The 22,789-nt window shown below is 43.0% G+C and carries 15 protein-coding genes; 7 read left to right on the top strand and 8 right to left on the bottom strand.

Annotated elements, in window-relative coordinates; translation table 11 throughout:
• Positions 1-513 precede the first annotated feature (513 nt).
• Complete coding sequence (locus DC077_RS08340; RefSeq protein WP_420866471.1) at positions 514-1,587, top strand: zinc-dependent alcohol dehydrogenase family protein; 1,074 nt, start codon at positions 514-516, stop codon at positions 1,585-1,587.
• Here DC077_RS08340 and DC077_RS08335 read toward each other — a convergent pair.
• Positions 1,584-3,920 (bottom strand): heavy metal translocating P-type ATPase, encoded by a 2,337-nt coding sequence (locus tag DC077_RS08335; RefSeq protein WP_109217943.1) that lies wholly within the window; start codon positions 3,918-3,920, stop codon positions 1,584-1,586. The two genes, DC077_RS08340 and DC077_RS08335, sit on opposite strands and share 4 nt — an antisense overlap.
• Before the next feature lie 124 nt (positions 3,921-4,044).
• Between DC077_RS08335 and DC077_RS08330 the strand changes: the two genes are divergently transcribed.
• On the top strand, positions 4,045-4,506 hold the full coding sequence (locus DC077_RS08330) for a MerR family transcriptional regulator (RefSeq protein WP_109202008.1): 462 nt from the start codon (positions 4,045-4,047) through the stop codon (positions 4,504-4,506).
• A gap of 76 nt (positions 4,507-4,582) precedes the next feature.
• Here the strand turns inward: DC077_RS08330 and dauA are convergent, their stop codons facing one another.
• Positions 4,583-6,406 (bottom strand): C4-dicarboxylic acid transporter DauA, encoded by a 1,824-nt coding sequence (gene dauA, locus DC077_RS08325; RefSeq protein WP_109217942.1) that lies wholly within the window; start codon positions 6,404-6,406, stop codon positions 4,583-4,585.
• A gap of 294 nt (positions 6,407-6,700) precedes the next feature.
• A complete protein-coding gene (locus DC077_RS08320; protein ID WP_109217941.1) occupies positions 6,701-7,675 on the bottom strand; it encodes a peptidoglycan-binding domain-containing protein in 975 nt (324 codons plus the stop codon).
• A 248-nt stretch (positions 7,676-7,923) separates the two neighbouring features.
• Here DC077_RS08320 and ubiA point away from each other — a divergent pair, with 248 nt between their 5' ends.
• The 3 genes from ubiA (at position 7,924) to DC077_RS08305 (ending at position 10,479) form a co-directional block, all read left to right on the top strand.
• A complete protein-coding gene (gene ubiA, locus DC077_RS08315; protein ID WP_109217940.1) occupies positions 7,924-8,796 on the top strand; it encodes a 4-hydroxybenzoate octaprenyltransferase in 873 nt (290 codons plus the stop codon).
• Positions 8,797-8,952: 156 nt separating this feature from the next.
• Positions 8,953-9,537 (top strand): cob(I)yrinic acid a,c-diamide adenosyltransferase, encoded by a 585-nt coding sequence (locus DC077_RS08310; RefSeq protein WP_109202012.1) that lies wholly within the window; start codon positions 8,953-8,955, stop codon positions 9,535-9,537.
• Between the two features lie 9 nt (positions 9,538-9,546).
• Complete coding sequence (locus DC077_RS08305; RefSeq protein WP_109217939.1) at positions 9,547-10,479, top strand: 4'-phosphopantetheinyl transferase family protein; 933 nt, start codon at positions 9,547-9,549, stop codon at positions 10,477-10,479.
• A 184-nt stretch (positions 10,480-10,663) separates the two neighbouring features.
• Here the strand turns inward: DC077_RS08305 and DC077_RS08300 are convergent, their stop codons facing one another.
• Together DC077_RS08300 and rlmKL are read right to left on the bottom strand one after the other, a co-directional pair.
• Positions 10,664-10,999, bottom strand: coding sequence for an H-NS histone family protein (locus tag DC077_RS08300; RefSeq protein ID WP_157953519.1), 336 nt, complete (start codon positions 10,997-10,999; stop codon positions 10,664-10,666).
• A 152-nt stretch (positions 11,000-11,151) separates the two neighbouring features.
• Positions 11,152-13,341 (bottom strand): bifunctional 23S rRNA (guanine(2069)-N(7))-methyltransferase RlmK/23S rRNA (guanine(2445)-N(2))-methyltransferase RlmL, encoded by a 2,190-nt coding sequence (gene rlmKL / locus DC077_RS08295; RefSeq protein WP_109217937.1) that lies wholly within the window; start codon positions 13,339-13,341, stop codon positions 11,152-11,154.
• A gap of 1,559 nt (positions 13,342-14,900) precedes the next feature.
• Here rlmKL and DC077_RS08290 point away from each other — a divergent pair.
• Together DC077_RS08290 and DC077_RS08285 are read left to right on the top strand one after the other, a co-directional pair.
• On the top strand, positions 14,901-16,421 hold the full coding sequence (locus DC077_RS08290; RefSeq protein WP_109202015.1) for a succinate CoA transferase: 1,521 nt from the start codon (positions 14,901-14,903) through the stop codon (positions 16,419-16,421).
• Positions 16,422-16,757: 336 nt separating this feature from the next.
• A complete protein-coding gene (locus tag DC077_RS08285) occupies positions 16,758-18,116 on the top strand; it encodes a sodium-dependent transporter (RefSeq protein WP_109217936.1) in 1,359 nt (452 codons plus the stop codon).
• Between the two features lie 555 nt (positions 18,117-18,671).
• Here DC077_RS08285 and DC077_RS08280 read toward each other — a convergent pair.
• The 3 genes from DC077_RS08280 to DC077_RS08270 form a co-directional block, all read right to left on the bottom strand.
• The gene (locus DC077_RS08280) at positions 18,672-21,032 is read right to left on the bottom strand and encodes a heavy metal translocating P-type ATPase (RefSeq protein WP_109217935.1); all 2,361 of its coding nucleotides are present in this window, start codon (positions 21,030-21,032) and stop codon (positions 18,672-18,674) included.
• Complete coding sequence (locus DC077_RS08275) at positions 21,032-21,547, bottom strand: CopY/TcrY family copper transport repressor (RefSeq protein ID WP_109217934.1); 516 nt, start codon at positions 21,545-21,547, stop codon at positions 21,032-21,034. The genes DC077_RS08280 and DC077_RS08275 overlap by 1 nt, the downstream gene beginning before the upstream one ends.
• A gap of 130 nt (positions 21,548-21,677) precedes the next feature.
• Complete coding sequence (locus tag DC077_RS08270) at positions 21,678-22,589, bottom strand: LysR family transcriptional regulator (RefSeq protein ID WP_109202019.1); 912 nt, start codon at positions 22,587-22,589, stop codon at positions 21,678-21,680.
• Between the last annotated feature and the right edge of the window lie 200 nt (positions 22,590-22,789).

The raw sequence follows: 22,789 nt of genomic DNA, 5'->3' as shown, positions 1-22,789 counted from the left end.
CACTATCATCATATCAATAGACTAAAGAGTGCTTAAAAGCACTCTTTTTTATACTCCTACCAACTTCTCCAACACTCCATATAAGACTCAATATAAGATTCAATAAGTTAACCACCGACAGTAGTAACCTCCGATAATAGAGCAATCAGCAGCACTTAATCTCAAACTAAGGTTCAAAACCAAGGGTATATCCTGATAATCAAAGATTCGCCAAAGACAAAATAAGATATAAAAATATATATAACACAGACATAAAAATTATTAATAATAAATGAAAGACAAAAATAAAAGGTAAATTTATAGCATTTATTATATTATTGCCAATAATGTTTTATCTTTTGTTTATCAAAGACCTATCGCGTTAAAATCCTTCAAACACTCGTTTAACAGCGCCCTCCGAGAGTATAACGTACGGGATTTTTATTGTACTTTCAGAAGAGATCCCTTACTATGAAAGAGGATACTTTTTACTCAACTTCCCACAATACTAAGGAGAATGCTATGTCAGAAAGTATGAAAGCTATGGTCTATTATGGTGAAAATGATCTTCGTTTTGAAGAGCGCCCTATCCCCAAAATTTTAGCCCCAACAGATGCCATTGTGAAACTTACAAAAACAACGATCTGTGGAACAGACCTTGGTATTATGAAGGGTAAAAATCCTGAAATTGAGGCGACAGCTAAAGAGCGTGATGGCGAATTTAATGGTCGTATTTTAGGGCATGAAGGTATCGGCATCATCGAAGAAGTTGGTAGCGCTGTTAAGAACTTCAAAAAAGGGGACAAAGTGATTATCTCCTGTGTCAGCCGCTGTGGTACATGTGAAAACTGTCAAAAACAACTTAATGCTCACTGCTTAAATGAAGGTGGTTGGATTATGGGATATATGATCGATGGAACACAAGCTGAATATGTTCGTACTCCCTTTGCTGATACCTCCCTCTACCATCTTCCTAAAGAGTTAAGTGAAGATGTTGCGGTTCTTCTCTCTGATGCACTTCCAACCTCCCATGAAATTGGCGTTCAGTATGGGGATGTCAAACCGGGTGATACCGTTGCGATTGTAGGAGCAGGACCGATTGGAATGGCGGCTCTCTTAACCGCTCAACTCTACTCTCCGAGTAAAATTATTGTTGCCGATACTGATCAAAATCGATTAGAGATGGCTCTTGAAATGGGTGCGACCGATGTTGTTAACTCAGCAACGGAAGATCCTATTGAGACAATTCTCTCCCTTACTGATGGTCGCGGTGTTGATTGTGCGATTGAAGCTGTAGGGATTCCTGCAACATGGGATGTTTGTCAACATGTGGTAAAAGAGGGTGGAAATATCGCCAACGTCGGTGTTCATGGCCAGCCTGTTAGTTTTGCACTAGAAAAATTGTGGATTAAAAACCTCAAAATCACAACCGGCCTTGTTAATGCCAACACAACCGATATGCTCCTTAAAACCTGCTGCTCAGGAAAATTACCACTCGAAAAGATGATCACACATCACTTTAAGTTTGATGATCTCGAGCATGCTTATAAAGTCTTTAAAAAGATTTGTAAGGGGCTTTTTTATGGAACGAAGTTAGCCGATCTCTAGTGATCAAAATTCTCTCGCAAGATCCGTAAACTATTCATAATAACTAATAGAGAAGCGCCAACATCGGCAAAAACAGCAGCCCACATACTCTCGTAACCGATAAAAATCGCAATAAAGAAGAGCGCTTTAATCCCTAAAGCAACGGCGATATTCTGTTTAATCAGCGTCACTGTACGACGTGATACACGAATAAAGTAGGGGATTTTTGCAAGATCATCATCCATCAATGCCACATTTGCCGTCTCAATCGAGATATCACTACCCATTGCTCCCATCGCAAAACTAACATCCGCTTGCGCTAATGCAGGCGCATCATTGATTCCATCACCAATCATTGCAATTGCCTGCCCATTTTGCTGATAGCGGGTAAGCTTTGCTAATTTCTCTTCCGGCAATAGTGCCCCATAAGCTTGATCAATACCCACTTGAGCTGCCACATGAGATACCGCCCCTTGATGATCCCCTGATAGTAGTATCGGTGTCATATCGAGTGTCTTTAAGGTAGCGAGAACTTCAGATCCATTCGCTTTCACCCGATCTTCAACAATAAAGAGCGCCCGCACTTTCCCACAATAGGCAAAGAGCGTTAAGCTCGATCCTTGCCCCTCAATCGCCTCTAATTGCGCCATAATGGGTTCAAGGGATACCTGATGATGGAGCATCATCTTGCGATTTCCTAATAGAAGGGATTCGCCTTGCCACACGCCTTTAATCCCTTCGCCAGGAAGCGCCATAAAGTGATCGATCTCTACAATCGGATAGGAAGTGTGAGCTACAATCGCCTGTGAGATGGGATGATCTGATCGCGCGGCTAAACTCACCGCTAACTGCTCAAGTGATTCTTCTAATTGATCGCTCTCCTTTCCACTTTCTGAAAAGGCAATCACTCGACTAAAGGTCGGTGTTCCAACAGTTAAGGTCCCCGTCTTATCAAAAGCGATATGGGTCAAATGGGCTCCTTTTTCAATATATTCCCCCCCTTTTACCAAGATGCCATGACGCGCTAATTGCGTTAATGCACTTACAATCGCTACCGGCGTTGAGATCACTAATGCACAGGGACAAGCTATAATTAAAACCACTAATGCACGATAAATCGCCTCAAACCAGGAGATTCCCCAAAGCGGTGATAGAAGCGCAATAAGGAGGGCAACAACAAAGACAACCGGCGTATAGATAGCGGCAAAACGATCGATAAATCGCTGCACCGGCGCTTTCTTCACCTGTGCTGACTCTATCGTTTTAACGATCTTGGCTAATGTGGAATCTTTCGCTGTTGAAGTTGCCCGATATTCGATCTCCCCTTGTTGATTAATCGTCCCGGCATACACAGTGTCATCCACAGACTTATCCACAGGCAGACTCTCACCGGTAATTGCAGATTCATCAAAGCTTGAGCTCCCTCGAGTAATGATTCCATCTAATGGCAATCTTCCGCCGGGCATAATCCGTAAGAGATCTCCCATTTTTATCTTCTCTACCGGCATCTCCATAATCCCCTTCTCTGTAATAACCTGGGCATTATCAGGTGCGAGCTTCAATAATTTCTCTACGGCATTTTGTGCTTTCGTTAAGGAGTGTGCTTCAATCTTTTCTGAAAGCGTAAAGAGAAAGATCACCATCGCCGCTTCAGGGAAGATTCCTAATAGCAACGCCCCGGTGACCGCAACACTCATCAAAGCATTGATATTGAGCGTTCGATTTTTAAGAGCAACCCAACCTTTACGGTATGTTGAGAGCCCCACAAGCGCAATGGCTAAAAAGGCAAAGAGGGCACTTCCCCAACTACTCCAACCAGCAAACTCAAAGAGCTCTGAAGTAGCAGCCGCAATCCCCGAGAGTATCAAGCGCCAACGCTCGCTCTTTGCATAGATTCCTTCTGGCTCACTCACAATCTCAGCCCCATCTGTTACCCGCTGTGGCGTCATATTGAGCTTTCGAATCTTCTCTAAAAAAGGTGCTAAATCCCCTTTATGGACAATATAAACTTCTCGCTTTAAGTAATTAAAATTTAAAGAATCTATCTCCGAAAAAGAGGCTAAAGCACGCTCTATTAGCTTCGATTCCATCGGACAATCCATCTCTTTCACATAGAGAATATCTTGCCGATATCCCGCAGGAATGGCACTCTCTATCGGCTCATACTCTTGCGTTGGCAATGTGCAACAACTCTCTCCTTTTGGATGTTCATGCGCATCGAGACAATCTGCCCCCTCTTTTGAGTCGGCAACACAATCATGATGCTGAGCATCATGGCAATCGATGATGCGCTCATCTTCTCGATTCTCCTTAGCTACTGCGCAACAACTCTCAGCATTCACTCTACCTACCATTTTTATACCTTCCCTCAAGTTATGAAAGATTCTTATGAGAACGCTATTAAACACCCTATAGTTACTATAGGGTCAAGCAATTGATGTAGAATAGAAAGGAACAATCGAGATAAGGAGAAAAAATATGAAAAAGCGGGCTTTACAAGGGAATAAGACCTATTTAATTGGTGAGTTAGCGACCTTAAGTCGCGTGCCGGTAGAGACCATTCGCTTCTATGAGAAGGAGAAGCTCTTAGCAGCACCTGAGCGCGCTAGCAATAACTATCGGATCTATCGCTTCGATCACTTACAACGATTGATCTTAATTCGCAATTGTCGCGCATTTGATATGAGCCTTGAAGAGATCCGGCAGGTTATCGATGCAACGGAAAATGGAGATGAGAGCTGCCTTCCTATTAATGAGATCATTCAAGATCATCTCTTTCATATTGATGAGAGAATTCAGGAATTGACTACCCTCAAAGCGATGCTCGCCGATATCCAAGCGCGCTGCACACAGAATCATACCGCGGACAACTGCTCAATTATCGACGAGATTCATCAACTCGATCCAGAAGAGAAGAAGTATCACAATCATCTCTCATAAGCTGAGTTTATCAATCGATTGCAGGATCGATTTCAAGATGATTTCAAGATGATTTCAGAATGATCTTATTATCGACTTAAGTTAACAGCTCCTCTTCATCCGATAGGGAATTTTCACAGATTGAACAGAGGGAGAAGGCGATCGCTTCTGCATCTTCTCGATCTTTTGCCCAATGGAGATCTTCCCGCTTCTTCGGAGAGAGTCCCGCTTTCCCTAAAACGGCTTTCGTATCATTATTTAGCCCCGAAAGCACCACCTCAATTCCCTTCTTCTGTAAGCGATCTAACATCGATTTAAAGGCAATTAGCCCTGTTAAGTCAATCATCGGCACACGGTCGAGATAGATAATCATCACCTCAATCTGTTGGTCAAGATAAGGGAGCCGATCGAGCGATTCAATGGTCTTTCTTGCAGGCCCAAAGAAGAATGGTCCTCTGATTTCATAATGGAGAATAAGGGGTGCCGAAGCCTTTAACTCTGCCTCTAACTCCCCTTCAATTCCCTCTGCCGCTTCAAGCGACTCAGCCGGACCTTTACGACCATTTTCAACAAAGTCATCATCAAGGAAAAACTCGGTCTCGGTATAGGCTGACATTCTAGTCATAAAGAGGAAACTTGAGAGAACCATTCCCACCGCAACAGCGACGACCATATCAAACACAACAGTTAAGATTAAGCAGCTAAAGAGCACCGCTAAATCGGCCCTCGGCGCCATCTTTACTGTCTCTTTAAAGTAACGAACATCCGCCATACTCCAAGCGACCATCAACAACATCGCCCCAAGGCTTGCCATTGGGAGATAGCCCAATAATTTTGCAAAAAAGAGTAAGGTTAATAGAACAAAGAGGGCATGGATAATGCCGGCAACGGGGGTATTTCCGCCGGCACGAATATTCGCAGCTGTTCGAGCAAGTGCAGCTGTGGCGGCAAAGCCCCCAAAACAGGGCGCGACAATATTTCCAACTCCCTGCCCAATCAACTCCGCATTTGGATTGTGACGCGTATTCTTCATCCCATCGGCAACAACAGAGCAAAGTAGTGATTCAATCGCCCCTAAAACGGCGATCACAAAAGCACTCGGCAAGAGTTCTTGAACCAATTTAAACGAGAGAATACTCTCCCCTTCTGCATCGATCCAAGGCGCTCTAAATTCCGGTAGAAAGCTTGGAATCCCTTGATAGATCTCTCCATGATGTTCATAACTGAAGACGGAGTAGATTGTCCGAAACTCAAATCCCATCTGCGCAAGAAAGACCCCGACTAACGCACTGATTCCTAAAACAATAAGGTGAGGTGGCATCCGGTGAAAAAACTTTGGCAAAATAATTAAGCCCGCAAGCGTAAAGAGCCCCAAGCCAAGATCCACCGCCGAGAGCCGGGGAAGCATCTGAAAAATAATGATGATTCGTTCAATAAAACCATCTGCTTGAAGCGGATCATTGATCCCTAGAAGATCGGGGATCTGCGTCATCGCAATCACAATCGCAATACCGGTACTAAATCCTGCCGTTACCGGGTAAGGCACATAGTGAATCATTCTGCCAACCCGAAATAGCCCCATCAAAACTAAGATAACCCCCGCCATACTTGTAGCTAAGATCAGACCCGTTAAACCATATTGACTGGTAATCGGCTGCAAAATAACAATAAATGCGGCAGTAGGTCCGGAGATATTAAAACGTGAGCCCCCACAAATGGCGATAAAAAATCCGGCAACAATAGAAGTGTAGAGCCCATATTGCGGCGCAACGCCAGTATTGATTGCTAATGCCATCGACAGCGGCACAGCAATCATCCCGACTGTCAATCCTCCCATTAGATCTTGCCGTAATTTGTGCAGATTATAACCTTGCAGCATCTGCACAAAAGGAATATTCCAAAACCAATTGAATCTCTTCATTCTTGACCTCAACTTCTTCCTAATGCATCCAATCAATCACATACAATCGATCACGATCGCCCTACGCCCACTCCCTCAAAATATCTCGATACTACAATTCTCAATACCACAATATTAATTTCAACAGTAGCCGCAAGAACAGCCATATCAGTCATATCAGCAATAATCAGCAGAGCTAGCAAAACCAACAAGATTAGTGATGACATCATCTTCACCATTAATTAATCAATAACCACTGATCAATATTAAATCTGCCGCATTTAAATCTGCCACATATTAAGTCTAGCGGGCGTCTTAAAAATGGGGTTTAATGCCAAGCTTTTTTAAATCCTGTTCTGCTGCAATCCCATCTGCCCGTAGCGCCTCTGCTTTCTGATATTGATAGAGCGCCGCTGCCGTTGCACCATTAAAGATCCCTTTGTCGATCTGCGCCTCATCTAAGAATTGTCGTTGCATCAAAGCTTCTTGTAACTGTCGAACCGGCATTCCCACAGAGCCTTGAAGGAGTCGTAATGAACAATCACCTTGACTGATCGCCTCTAAGTGGCGTGCATGAGTTAAAAGATAACGATAAGAGAGCCCGATCTCTAAAGGTGATGGCATCGCCGATTGCCCGGCATAGATTCGAAACTGCTGATACCATCCTGTCGGCATTGCCGGCGGACGATGATCCCCTTCAATGACCTGACAACCTGCAGAGGAAAATGAGATTCCATCCGGTTTCAACTCACTCTGCGCACTATGAATATGATCATTAACCACTGAAAGCGTTGCTGTCGCACAATTTAATCGATATTGATGATTCGATTGATAAAAGCGCCAAGCAAGCACCGGTTGCGCGCGACTTAAACGAAATGCACCCTCCTCAAATGGACGATGATTCGGTTCATGTGCACCAACAAGATAGTGATAAGCACCACTACCTAAAGCATTAGCAATCTGCTTCTCAGGTGTTGCAATCTGCTTCTCTTGCCATGATATATGGGGAATAGTCGATGCCGGAAAGAGTGCAATCTCTCCCGTTGTACGATTCCAGATACCCAATAGGCAGCGCAAATTCTCTCCATCGAGTTCATTCTCTACCAGTGTCACCGCCGGCAACCACTTCCCATAGGGCGCATCCACTAACTTCCCGGCACGAATACCAAAGAGAATCTTCTCCCCAAAAAGAGGATAGGCGCAACTCTCTGAAAGGCGCGCTAAAGTTGCAGCACTAAAAGTGAAGGGTTTAAAAGATGGTGCGATCGTAATATGAGCAGTATCAATCATTTATCGACTCTCTAAAAAAGGGAAATAGTGCAAATACTCTACCATACTCCCCCAAAAACTACGATAAAGCCCCGTGCCTCTTCCTTGAAGTAGAGCTGAAAATCATGGCTGAAACCACTATACTAAGGAGATTCATGATCGATCTATCTGATCACGGATCTCGCCTATCAAAGAGCAAAGGTGAGCTTAAGAGATCCCGATAACATACAGAAAATATCATCTACCAATAGAAGAAGAGAGCCTTAACCATGCTAAAGATCCAAAATATTCCCTACTACCTTCAACTGATGCGCGTCGAAAAGCCGATCGGCAGCTATCTACTTATGTGGCCGACTTTATGGGGAATTTGGATCGCGAGTGATGGCCTTCCCTCTGCAAAGGTATTGATTATATTTATGTTAGGGGTCTTTGTGATGCGTTCTGCCGGCTGTGTTATCAATGATATCGCAGATCGTGATATCGATAAATTTGTAGAGAGAACAAAGGATCGCCCCTTAACCTCAGGGAAAGTTACCACAAAAGAGGCTGTATCACTCCTGCTACTGCTTATTGTTATTGCCGCAATATTGGCGCTCTTTCTCTCTTTTAAGACAATCTTATTAGCTATCCCGGCGCTCTTGATTGCCCTCTCCTACCCCTTTATGAAGCGCTTTCACTCCCTACCGCAAGCCCATCTTGGCGTTGCATTCGCCTTTGGCATTCCGATGGCTTTTATGGAGATTCAAGGATCCCTACCCTTAACTGCTTATCTCCTCTTTATTACCAATATTCTCTGGACCTTAATCTACGATACAGAATATGCGATGAGTGATCGGGAAGATGATAAATCGATCAATATCAAATCTTCCGCCCTGCTCTTTGAATCTTGGCTCGGAAAGAAGGATTACTACATTATTATCGCGCTACAGACCGTGATGAGCCTACTGCTGGTCACCATCAGTGCTATTGAAAATTTAACTCCCTACTTTCTAGGCTCGATCTTTATTGTCATCGGCTTGTTCTATTATCAGATTAAACTAATTAAAGATCACGATCGCCTAAACTGTTTTAAAGCATTTATTCATAACAATTGGGTGGGATTAACGCTCTTTATCGGTCTCTTTCTCAACTATCTCCCGTAGCGATCTCCTTTAAATAGTAGAGATTAGAAGTGAAAAGAAGAAACGAGGAAAGTGTGGTAGATCTCAGCAGTAACATGTTAAATTAGAGGAACTAGAGAAGCTCAATCTTAGGTCGTTTGGTGAACGATCTTATGACTTACAAATAGGAGAATTATTATGGGTAATCGCTTATCAAAAATTGTCACTAAAACAGGCGATAGCGGCACAACCGGAATTGCCGGCAATATTCGTCTTGAAAAGTATCATCCTCGTATTGAAACAATCGGCCTGATTGATGAGCTCAATTCACTTATTGGTATCGGTATCGCCGATATGAATGAGGCACTGAAAACCGATGATTTATCCCTCTATGTCCAAATTATTAGAGAGTGGTCAACTGTACAGCATCAGCTCTTCAATCTTGGTGGCGAACTCTCTATGCCGGGAACCGAGTTGATTACGGAAGAGGCGGTGATTCAGTTAGAGGAGTGGTTAACTCTCTATAATGAGCAGCTCTCTCCCCTCAAGGAATTTATCCTCCCAGGTGGTGCGCCTCTTGTGGCAAAAACTCACTATATTCGTGCAATTAGCCGTAAAGTAGAGCGCGCTCTTTGGGAGCTCAATAGTCGCGATCCGCTCAATCCTCACTCTTTGAAATTTCTCAACCGCCTCTCTGATTACTTCTTTGTAACCGCAAGAATGATCGCTAAAGAGGATGGCAGTGCAGAGATTTTTTGGCAAAAAGAGCTTGTTGAAGGTTAAGGGAGATTGATGAGTCATCAGGGATCAATGGCGCCATTGATCGCCGTTATGGAGATCAATCCAAAGACAACCGCTTGGGCAGAATGGCGATATCCACAATTTCTCCTCCCCCACTTAGGAGAGAAGCGACGCCTTACCTATCTCATGAGCCGAGCGCTTCTTCTCTCTTCGCTCCAACGATATTATGCGCCGAAACTCAACGGGCTCCCTGATATCGCTTATAATAAACATCAAAAACCCTATTTTCTCAACGCGCCTTTCCACTTTAATCTCACCCATACAGAAGATGCCGTTGCGGTTATCATCTTGCCTCATAGGACAACTCACTTAGAAGCTCACTTAGAGATACAAATAGAGACGCAAATAGGCAGATTCGAAACAGCAAACTTCTTACCGCGAGGGTATTATAGTGATCAAAATGCTTCGCTTATTGGAGAGAAAGAGAATATTATCGGTATCGATCTTGAGAGCATTCAGCCTCGAAAAAGCTTTGCAGCCTTACTGCAAAGAACCTTCTCTCCTCTTGAAATTGCCTGGATTTTAGAGCCCTCAACTCCTCGTCCTCTTAATAGAATTCTCCATAGAATCGATCTTCCCGCTTCGCTTACAAAAGCGCAACAGAAGCGCTTCTTTCTGCTCTGGTCCACAAAAGAGGCCTACCTCAAAGCAGATGGTCGAGGGCTACAGGGGTTAAAGTCTCTTGAGATCGACCCTATCGAACAGGCGCTCTATGGTGATCTTAAGGCAGGAAAGCTCTATGCCGGCACCCGATCCTTCAATAATAATATCCACTCTCTTGCGCTCTATCTGCCTCAAAAGAGCGCTGATCACTTAACGCTGACTATCTTAGATGTAGAATCAGAGCGGGAAATATTTTTTACCGAGACAATAAAATGGGATCTAATATTGTCAGATATGCCCAAACAACATAGCTCACAATGATTAGATCCCAATTCTCAATTTAAAATATTCAATCTTCAATGATCAATCTTGAGGTTTAAATATTCAGATTTAAATCTCTCAAATCAAATCCTGATCAATCGTAAAGAATAATGTCATTAGCGATAATCAGGTCTTTCATCAATTAACAAGTGTAATTAACAATTGTTATTAGTGAAGATGATAATTAACGAAACTCAGGTAATAAAAAATCTTCTTTTTTAGCGCCTGCTTCAACCTTCTCTTTCATCCAAAGAGGCATCTTACCGCGACCACTCCAGAGCTGCTCTGGGTTATCAGGATTACCATATTTCATCGGAACTTTACGACCTTTACGATCGACTTTATCCTTGAATACATCATGGAATGAGAGTCCTGAATGATCGAGTAATTTCTCAATCTCTTTACGAACCTGCTCAGCTTCCGCCGCGCGACGTGTCTCAATCTCTTGACTCAATTCAGTAATAAGATTCTCCATCTTATCAATTGTTAATCCATTTAAATTTAAATCTATCTCTTTCATCACTTTTTTCTCCATTCAATAATAATGACTATTTAAGTTATGCGTCTGATTTTCATCATATAAAAATAGTCACCTGATTAAGATTATATACTATATTTATATGCTTCTTTATTTATATTATTAAATAATCACAAAAACTTAATCACAAAACTTTATTTATGCTTAATTATAAAACATTGTCGTATCTTTGGCCTTTTCTTAAAATCTAAAGGCAATGTTGCTCTAGAGATATCAACGATTTCAAACAACTCATTGAGCTGAGGATCTAGACGAAATCCTCGTAAGTTAGTTGAAAACAGCAACTCGCCATCGCTTACTAATAGCCTCATCGCATCAGTAATCAGTTGTGTATGATCTCGTTGAATATCTAATACCCCCTCCATTCTCTTTGAATTTGAAAATGTTGGAGGATCCATAAAGATAAGATCAAACTTATCCTTATTACGTGCCATTAAGGGCTTCTGTCGCAAGGTCTCCACTTGCGCTTTCAACCACTCAAGCACATCCGCTTGCACCAATTCATGTCCGGCAAAATGCCCATTTAATGCTAGGTTTTTATCCGCCCAACTCAAATAAGTGCGTGAAAGATCCACGGAGAGTGTCTCCGAAGCGCCTCCATTTGCCGCATGAACTGTCGCACTTGCGGTATAGCAGAAAAGATTTAAGAAACGTTTCCGCTTCGCCTCTCTTCCAATCTTAAATCGTACCTCACGGTGATCTAAGAATAATCCTGTATCTAAATAGTCGGTCAGATTGACTAAAAGGCGCGCCTCTTTCTCTCGGACCTCAAATAGATGCCCCTCTTCACCATAACGCTCATATTGCTGTCGCCCTTTCTGAACCTGACGACGCTTAATATGGATCTTATCAACAGCGATATGATCGAGTACTAAAGGGGTAATCTGAACAACCTTCATAAAGCGTGATTCGGCAACCTCTTTTTTGATTGTCGAAGGTGCTTCATACTCATAAATAACAACCTGATCTTTATAGAGATCGATTGCAACATTAAATTCGGGAATATCGGCATCATAGAGGCGATAAGCTTCAATTCCTTCCCGCTCCGCCCAACGAGATAAATGACGATAATTTTTTGTTAAGCGATTAAAAAAGGATTCGCCCCCCTCTTCAAAGAGCGCTTCACGTTCAAGACGCTGCTCATTGTGATCCGCCTTTTCCCGATCGACAAAGTAATGCTCATCAATCTGAAATTGGAGATAGACACAATTGAGCGGACCATTCCAAAATTTATTAATGCGCTCCGCTTTAATGCCCATGACACGCCCAAGCTCGGGATCAGAAGTAATAACACCAGCGGTAAACCCTTCATACTGGCGGAGGAAATCCCCCAAATCACGATAGGTCTCCATCAAGAGACTCTTCTCTCCTAAACGTTCACCATAAGGAGGATTGGTGACAATAAGACCCGCTTTGAGTGCGGGATCTCGAGGATACTCCTGAAAGCTCATCTGCTTGAAAGCCATATTGGGTAGAACGCCGGCACGATCCGCATTCGCTTTTGTAATCCCGATCATCATTGAGCTACGCTCAACCCCAATCAATCGCCCTTTATATCGCGCTTTACCGGCAGCAGCTCTCGCTTTTGCTTCTTGTAGGACCGCTTCCCACTCCGCCGGTTTAAAGAGGCGCCAGCCCATAAAACCAAAGTGAGAACGATAGAGTCCTGGAGCAATATCTCTTGCCATCAATGCCGCTTCGATCAGGATCGTTCCTGCACCACACAGAGGATCGATAAAATCTTGATCCTCCGCCGCTTTTGCCGGCCATTGAGAGCGATAGAGGAGCGCCGCTGCTAAATTCTCTTTAATCGGCGCTGCTCCCTGCTCACTTCTAAAACCTCGCTTATGAAGGGGCTCTCCACTAAAATCGAGATAAAGGGTATAACGGTTTTCAAAGATATGGAGATAGAAACGAAGATCGGGCGCATCAAGATCTACATTCGGGCGACAGCCCATCAGATCATTAAAGTAATCGACAATCGCATCTTTAACCCGAAGCGCTGCAAAGTGGGTATGAATATTTCCTGCGCGCCGTGCGGTCACCTTTGTGGCAAAGGTATCGGTCTCACGCATATGGGTTGACCAAGGGAAAAGGGTCAGTTCTTTGTGGAGTTGATCGAGAGACTGAAAATAACCCGACTTCAGTTCTAAGAGGAGACGAGAGCCACAACGAGTCCATAAGCATGCCTGATAGGCATCTTTGATCTCTCCCTGAAACTCAACACCGGTTCCCGCTTCAACTGCATCGATCCCCAATGCGATCAACTCCTCCTTCACATAGGGGGCTAACCCTTGAGCACAGGTTACATAAAATTTGGCCATACTTTGTCTACTTTCTCTCTCTTAATAATCACTTATAAAACTTCTTTTTATCGATCACATCGCGATCGATCAATACTTACATCTCTATCAGCCTTTAAACTGAACATTAGACTGAACATTCTAAGCAGATCTGAATCCATCAACTCTTTTGTTGTGCCGCTCATAACGCCTCTAGAGCGCTCTAATTAGTTATCTAATTAGTTATCTAATTAGTTATCTAATTAGTTATTAAGGCTGATACTCAATCTCCGATCGGGGCGTTATGCTATCTACTTAGACATTTCTTAAAGCACCTTTGAAAATAGCTATTTTTAATAGTTTATTTTAAATAGTTTATTTTCAAATATTGCCTCAGCACCATCTATTCTGACCTTGCCGGTTCGCTAATTTCTCTTAACCCCTTTTAATCCCTTTTCAATTAATCTCTCTCAATCTCTCTTTACCCATTTTTCCAACCTATACTTTAGCCGGCACCCTTTTAAAACTTTCGCCCTCTTGCCCCTTTTAACTGATATTAACTTATGCTCTTCCGACGCATATTCCTTCAATCTGTCGCCATTTTTATTAAATCCATTTTGATTAAAAAGGTAAGATTGTTAAAAAGGCTCTCTGTTAAAAGAGTATCAATTGCGTATCAATTACGTATAAATTTTAAGAGTCAATAAAAGCTCACCAACTGAATAATCGGTTGATATTAAATAGATGCCTACTGATTAATGTTGATGAGATTTAAAATATCGATCTACATCTGCCTTAAAAGATCTGTTTTGAAAGATTTACCTTAAAAAGATTTATCTTAAAAAAATACCTTTTATAGCCACTGTAGCTCCCTATTTCAATCAATGAGATAAGACCCCTTAAAATGCACACCTAAAATGCATTGATAGATTTTAATCGACAATTGAAAAAATTGTCTATTTAATAGTGCATGTCGACAACATCTTAAAATAAAAATCCCAAAAGAATTCTCAATAACTCAATAGCTTAATATCATATTTTTTATGCTATTTAATTTAATATATCACTCAAAATATGCAATGAATATTATGGCTTTTGCCCAAAATATCTCTATTATCTCCCGATAATTGCTCCATCTTCGCTCTAAAAGAGCTCAATTGAACTCTTTTAGAGTACTCAACGTTCCTAAAACCGAATATAAAATAGGATAGATATCTTACAAAACATATAAAAACGAGGAGTATACTATAAATCAAAATAGAAATAAGATCGAAACAACCTATATTAACAAGATAAGGGCGCAATTATAGATATATATTTAGCAAAATCAACCTGCTATAAAGATAAAATCTGCCATTTATCAAAATATTAAATCTTGACTATTTCCTCACACACTACGGCTATCTACTGCAATATTTGATCATCGCCTCCTTGATGCAAGGCAACTTTATCACTTGAACTATTGAGAGTTATCTGTCTATATTAGTGGGAACGAAAATAACGTTACCAAGAGGATAAATACCCTTCAACATAGAGGGATCTTCTAGTAATGACAAGCACTTTAAGAAAAAAGATAAATATAATTAAAGAGGATCACAACTATGAGTACAGATTTAAGCAAAAAAATTCGCCATGAGGCGTTTCTCGACAAGATCGTCTCAGCAGAAGAAGCCGCTTCTTGGATCGAAGATGGCATGACCATCGGCATGAGTGGCTTTACCCTATTTGGTGAGCCTAAAGTCTTCCCTAAAGCGCTCTCAGAGAGAGGGAAAAAAGAGAAGTTTAAAGTCAATATCTTTACCGGTGCATCATTAGGTCCTGATGCTGACCAAGCGATGGCAGAAGCGGATATCATCAATCTTCGCCTCCCTTATCAAGCCAATCCGGTTATGCGTAAAAAGATCAATAGTGGCGAGATGAAGTATATTGACCAACATCTCTCACACACTGCAGAGACAATTCGTCAAGGCAATCTCGGAAAAGTTGATTATGCGGTTATTGAAGCTGCGGCAATTACCGAAGATGGATTAATTATCCCTACAGGATCTGTGGGTAACTCACCCATCTTTGTTGAGAAAGCAGATCACGTGATCATTGAACTCAATACAAGCACACCCGATAGCTATGAAGGAATTCATGATATCTATCTTCCAAAAGATCAAGGTGATAATCGTGAAGCGATTCCTGTCTATGATGATCTTAGCAAGCGTATCGGTTCTATCGGAATTAAGGTAGATCCGGCAAAAGTTCGCGGTGTGATTCTCTCTGATCGTCCTGACATCCCTTCACCACTCTTTGAACCAAACGAAGAGACTCAAGCAATTGCCGATAACTTATTAGAGTTCTTAGCAAACGAGGTGGAAGAGGGTCGTTTAGGTCCTAACCTTGCACCCCTGCAATCAGGCGTCGGTTCTGTTGCAAATGCGGTCTTAAGTGGTATGGCGAAATCTGATCGCTTCAAAAACTTAGTCGTTGCTTCTGAAGTATTACAAGATGGTATCTTTGATCTAATCGATGCAGGCGTTGTTGATTTTGCGGTAGCAACAGCATTTTCACTCTCGAAAAAACGTGTTGATAACTTAGCATCAGATCTTGAAAAATATAAAGATAAGATCCTTTTCCGCCCGCAAGAGATCACAAACCATCCTGAGGTGATTCGTCGTCTCGGCGTTATCGCCTTCAACACGGCGTTAGAGGTAGATATCTACGGTAACGTTAACTCAACACACGTTAGTGGTACTCATGTTATGAATGGTATCGGCGGTTCAGCAGACTTTGCTCGTAACGCACGTATTACTATCTTCGTTACACAATCGACAGCGAAAGATGGCAATATCTCAACGATCGTTCCATTTGTAACTCACGTTGACCACACTAACCATGAAGTTGATGTGATCGTAACCGAGCAAGGTTATGCGGATATTCGTGGTCTTTGCCCAACAGATGCAGCAGAGAAGATTATTGAAAACTGTATGCATCCGAAATATAAAGCGCAAGCACGTAAATACTTTGAAGATGCTAAAGCAAAACGTGGCGGTAATACTCCACATCTTCTTGATGAAGCATTCTCATGGCATATCAACCTCGCTGAAAAAGGCACCATGCTTCTCGACGAGAAGTAAGCGCCTCTTTCAACACGCAAGATCCCTTCGGAAAGTTGCTTAAAAGAGTCATATTAATCATATTGATATTGATATCGTTTTGATATTGTTTTGATATCATTTAAATATCATTTAAATATCAACAAAAGAGCAGATCATATATATCGGTCTGCTCTTTTTTATTGGCGCTATTCTATATGGATGATCCCCATAAAAATGCTATTCAGCTCGCATCATTCTCCCTAAAATGTCTCACTGATAAAACAGATGGTTACTAATCAATCTCACATCAAAAGAGAATCTATGTTAATAATGATGCCTATCGTATAAAACTAATAAATTTCTTTAGGAGGAGTTATGGCTCGCGAAAATTGGAGCAATAAACTAATCTATATCTCTACCGTCGCAGGTGCGACGATCGGCTTTGGTGCTACTTGGCGCTTCCCTTATCTTGTTGGTGAAAATGGGGGAGGAGCTTATCTCTTTGTCTTCTTTATCGCAATGTTGATCCTTGGTGTCCCAATGTTGGTCGCTGAACACCTTATTGGGCGTCGACTCCATACCAACGTGGTTGACTCCTTCAGTGGAAAAGGTTTAGATCGCCCCATCTCAAAATTATGGAAAGGCGTGGGAATTATTGCGATTTTAGGCGCATTTGGCATCCTCGCCTACTACATGGTGCTTGGTGGCTGGGTCATGAGCTATATCGGCGGTATTTCTCTTGGGGAGATCGACCTCTCCACACCCTTAAGTGCAGAGGAGGCGAAAAACTTCTTTGAGACCTCAACAAATAGCCCCTGGAAGATGACGCTCTACACCTTTATCTTTGTCGCTGTAAACTACTACATCTTAGTTAAAGGTGTTATCGATGGTATTGAGCGCGTGATTCGTTGGGTAATGCCGGTCTTCCTCATTCTTGTTTTAGCATTAATGGTAAGAGCGCTCTTCCTTCCTGGCGCACTAGAAGGGGTGAAATTCTATATTATTCCTGACTTTAGTAAGATCAATTCACAAGTAATTCTGCTCGCATTAGGACAGGTCTTCTTTGCGCTAAGTATCGGTTTTGGTGTCATGGTGACGCTCTCCTCCTATCTCAATAAGAAAGAGAATCTTGTCGGCATTAGTATTAGTGCAGGAATTATCAATACGCTCATTCCACTTGCTATCGGCTTTATTATCTTCCCGGCACTCTTTTCTGCTGGCATTGAGCCGACCTCCGGTCCATCACTTGTCTTCCAAGCGCTTCCGGCAGTCTTCTCAACGATTCCTCTCGGCGGCTTCTTTGCCACACTCTTCTTCCTACTTCTACTATTAGCGGCATTGACCACCTCATTAACAATCTATGAAGTGACCATTACAACACTAATCGAGAAGTTTAAGATGCAGCGCGCTATGGCAACCTTCATTACACTTGGAACGATCTTTATCTTCGGGAATATTCCAAGTATTTTGGCAGAGAGTAGCTGGAGCAATGTTCGTATCTTTGGAATGAATATCTTTGATGCCTTTGACTATATCAGTGCGAATATTCTCTTTATCACCACCAGTCTTCTCTCGGCAATCTTTATCGGCTTTGTCTTAAAGCGTGATATTGCACTCAAAGAGTTGACCAATGGAGGAACGATTAATCAGAAAATTGCGCCGATACTCTTCTATCACATCAAGTTTGTGATTCCGGCATTGATTCTTCTTATCTTCGCTTTCTCATTTGCATAAATAGAGCATCGCGAATTTCCCGCAACGCAGCACAGCCTTCCAATCTGTTGAATTACATAACAGAGGCTGTTGAGTTGCGGGATTATACGTTTATATACTCCAAAACTATGTGCCGGCAGATATAATCTTCCATATTCAGCAACATCCCCTAAATGGTGATTAACCATTGAGATAAGAGAGGCTGATCAGTTGCCGGATCTCACCATCACGCTCTTTCATCAATCACGTGCCGGCAAATAGGCATCATCGATGCCAATCTGCGGGCATACGCTTGTTATAAGCGCAAAATAGTCGGCCCCTCGACCCCACAAATTCTCTTATCTGTTGAAACCGATAAAAGCTGATGAGTTGCCGGATCTCACCATCGCGCTCTTTCATCAATCACGTGCCGGCAAATAGACATCATCGATGCCAATCTGCGGGCATACGCTTGTTATAAGAATGAGCTCGTTCTCTCCCACAGCTCCACTAACCTTCTTATTGCTCTATCTCTTCAACAATAACAATGAGTCAGTTGTGGGATTATGCGTTTATACACTCCAAAACTATTACTCACTAATCTTTCAATTTTTTAGGAGTGTGAGCGCGAAAACGATCCAAGTTAAGACGATTGAGGCTAAGTGAATTTAATAGAACGCTGACAGAGCTAAATGCCATCGCGCCACCGGCTAAAATAGGACTTAAAAAACCGAGTGCGGCAAAGGGGATTCCGATCACATTATAGATAAAGGCCCAAAAGAGATTTTGACGAATCTTCCGCATCGTCCCTTCTGAAAGGGTAATCATCTTAGGCAATGAACTCAAATCACCATTCATAATGGTCACATCACTCGATTCCATCGCTATATCTGTCCCTGTTCCCATCGCAATGCCGATATCAGCAAGCGCAAGTGCAGGGGCATCATTCATTCCATCACCCACCATCGCCACACGCTCTCCCGATTGCTGTAACTCTGAGATTATTGCAGCCTTATCCTCCGGTTTTAGCTCTGCGCGAATCTCATCACAATTTAATCCCACCTCGCAAGCAATCTTCTCGGCAGTGCGCTGATTATCTCCAGTTAACATCAAGACCTTAATTCCACGCGCTTTTAAGTGAGCAATAGCCCCGGCAGAACTCTCTTTAACAGGATCAGCAATCGCAACCAGCGCCATCAGTTGATCCTCTCGGCTCATCAAGACCACCGTTTCACCTTGCGATTCATGTTGCTCAATAAGCGGTGCTAAAGGAGTCAAATCGATATTCCGCGCAGCCATTAATCGAGGAGAACCGACAAAATAGGTATCTCCTTCAATAATGCCGGTTAACCCTGCCCCCACTAAAGCTTGAAAATTCTCAACAATTGGAAGCGAATCGCTATTGCTGCCTGCCGCTGATTGCCCCGCTTCTTGCTGCCGCGTTACCTCTTGATCACCATAGCTGACTATCGCCTTTGCTAAAGGATGCTCAGAGTGGGATTCTAAAGCAACTAAGATCTTTAATATCTTCTCTCCTGCATCTGTACTTGCTCCTAAATTGGGATCGAAAACATCCGGATTGAGAGCAAAATGTTTCACCTCCGGTGTTCCTGCTGTAATAGTCCCCGTCTTATCTAAAACGATCGTACGACACTTCGCAACCCGCTCCAAAGCCTCGCCATTTTTAATTAAGATCCCCTGCCGAGCTCCAACGCCTGTCCCCACCATAATCGCCGTAGGTGTCGCTAAGCCTAATGCACAAGGACAAGCGATTACTAAAACGGCCACACTATGCATAATCGCGTCGCCCCACTCACCTAATACGATACGGCTGATCAAGAGCGTGACCAATGCAATTAGAATCACCGCCGGCACAAAGATTGCCGAGATTTGATCAGCCAATTGCTGAATCGGCGCTTTACTACCCTGTGCCTCATTCACTAAAGCAATAATTTTCGAGAGAGTACTCTCCTCTTCCCGCTTTAATGCCTTCATCACCAGCGCACCACTCTGATTGAGTGTCCCGCTATAGAGTAGATCCTCTTCACCCTTATCAACCGGCAGACTCTCACCGGTTAACATGCTCTCATCTACTGTTGAATGCCCCGAGATTACAACGCCATCAACAGGAATACTCTTACCGGGATGTACTAGAAGAAGATCCCCTTCAACAACGGCATCGATGGGAACTTCAATATAGTATTGTCCCGTTTGTGAGGGATCGATTCGTAGCGCCGTTTGTGCCTGTAGCGACATTAATGAACGAATCGCTTCGCCTGTTCGATTTTTTGCCCGCTCTTCAAAATATTTCCCCAATAGAATCAGAGTAATAATTACCGCACTACTTTCAAAATAGAGATGGGTTGGATCGCCCCCTAAAAAGCCATTGTAGAAACTGTAGAGATAAGCTGAAGTTGTCCCCATCGCGACAAGAAGATCCATGCTTGGTGCTTTTGCCCGTAATGATGCCCAACCGGCACGATAAAACCGCGCACCAATACCCAATTGAATCGGCGTGGTTAAGAGAAGCTGCACCCAAGGAAGATGGACAAAGTGAACCCAACTCGCCTCGCTGCCGAGCATCATCGCTATCATCCCAAGGAGCATCGGCGCACTTAAGATCGCGCTAATGATCAGCTCCCAACGCATCTTCTCTGTCGCCTTCGCTTCAGCACTCTGCAAGACCGCTTGATGTGCTTTATCATCGAGTATTGCCCCAAATCCTGTCTTCTCAATATGAGCGATAATCGCTTCCGGCGTGATTTGAGTCGGATCATATTCAAAAAGTCCCCGCTTACTTGCTAAGTTCACATTAGCACGGTAGATGCCCGCCTTTCGCCCTAAGACCCGCTCAATCCGCCCAGAGCAGTTCGCACAAGTCATGCCGGTAATTGCCAAGCGTAAAAAAGCATGCTCAGATCGATCGTTGAGTACTCGCTCTTCCTCTCTCTTTCTCATTACTGCTCCCCTCTCTCTTCACTCTCAATAGATGCACAACAGTGCTGAACTACTTTTAAATGACAGGTACATTGCCCCTCAAAACAGTCACAATCGATCTGCTCAATCGCCTGCGCTTCCGCCACTTCTAGAGCTTCTCTCAACCGCGTAATATCTGCTCGCTCTAACGGGGAGGCCATCAATAGACGCGCAATCTTCTCCGCCCGATCTCGAGCGCAAACAAAACTAAAGAGGGTTGCGGCCGCACTATCCCAAGCCTCCTCCTCTTCAATATTAGGTCGATAACGATAACGATTTCCCACCTGCTCTGTGGTGACAGCTCCTTTTGCCACTAAACGTGCCAAGAGCGTCTTAATCGTCGTCGGTTTCCATGATCTCTTTTTCGTTAAAATCCGGGTCACCTCCCGGCTACCGACAACTCCATTGGCCCATAGAACACGCATCACTTCCCATTCAGAAGGGGTAATCTCAATCGTCATCTTCTCTTTTAACATTCCCTGCCTTTCTAAAGCCATTCTCTCTTGATTCTCTTTTAATTCTTTTTCTATATTCTTTTCATTTCAATGGCTACAATTGTAGTCATTAAGAGTTAAAATTATAGATCCTCCCTCAATAATTGTCGAGGATTCTTCGTTAGAAAATCTCCTAGATCGAAGTACTATTTAATCGCGCATCGAGATATTGAATCAATGAGCGAACAGTTGCCGGCAGGTAACGACTTTCGGGATAGACAAGATGAACCGCTTTAGGCTGAGGTCGATGTTCCGGAAAGAGTTCTACAATCCGCCCCGATGCGATCTCACGGTCGACGGCATAATCGAAAAATTGCATAATCCCAAAACCATTGAGAACCGTCTCAAATGCGCCTAAGGAGTTTGAATGCACCATGGCCGGAGTAAAATGAAATGGGGTTGAATCGAAGCCAAACTCCCACGGTAACAATTGCCCGGTATGGGGAAAGCGTAGTGCGATTGTCTCTGCTTGATGCAGATCTTCCAATGATTGAGGTTGACCATAGCGCGCAAGATACTCGGGAGAGGCAACTAATTTAAGTTGCGCACGATGTAGCTCCTTTGCCACCAAACGATCCCCTTTAAGGTCGCCAATCCGGATGGCAAGATCAAATTCATCTTTTGTAAAATTGACATAAGAGTTACTCAAAGAGACCTCTAACTGAATACTCTCATGGTGTGCATCTAAGAAAGGGGTCATCGCCGGCAGAAATTTCTTAATCCCATAGCTATCAGGCATACTGATCCGTAAGATACCGTGAAGCTCTCCGCTACTACTGATCTGCCGTTCAATATCACGGATATTCTCAATCGCCTCTTTACAGACAAGGTAGTAGCTCTTTCCCTCCTCTGTTAAACGCATCGAGCGGGTAGAACGCTGAAACAGTTTAATGTTGAGTTTCTGCTCCAAGCGAGAGATCGCTTTACTCACAGCAGAAGGCGTTACACCAATGGCGATAGATGCATCTGTAAAGTTACGGCTCTCAGCCGCCTTACAGAAGATCTGCAGATCATTAAAATCCATATTATGAAGTAAGGTCATCATCTCTCCCGAGCGCTATCTTGAATCAATCGATCTTCATCATCACAGTGCGTAATGCATCTGCCCATGACTGACTAACTAACTATAACTTCCATTTTACATTATCATCACTCTATTTGTGCCTGCTAGGCATTAAAGATTTTCTTCTCCTCTGTAGTCAAAAGGGGGATTAGCTTCTATGATAGTGATGAAGCTTAAGAGAA

Origin of the sequence: Ignatzschineria cameli (genome assembly GCF_003121895.1) — a bacterium.
GTDB lineage: Bacteria > Pseudomonadota > Gammaproteobacteria > Cardiobacteriales > Wohlfahrtiimonadaceae > Ignatzschineria > Ignatzschineria cameli.
Note: the sequence above shows the minus strand (reverse complement) of the source record. Positions and strands in the feature narration are given on the sequence as shown.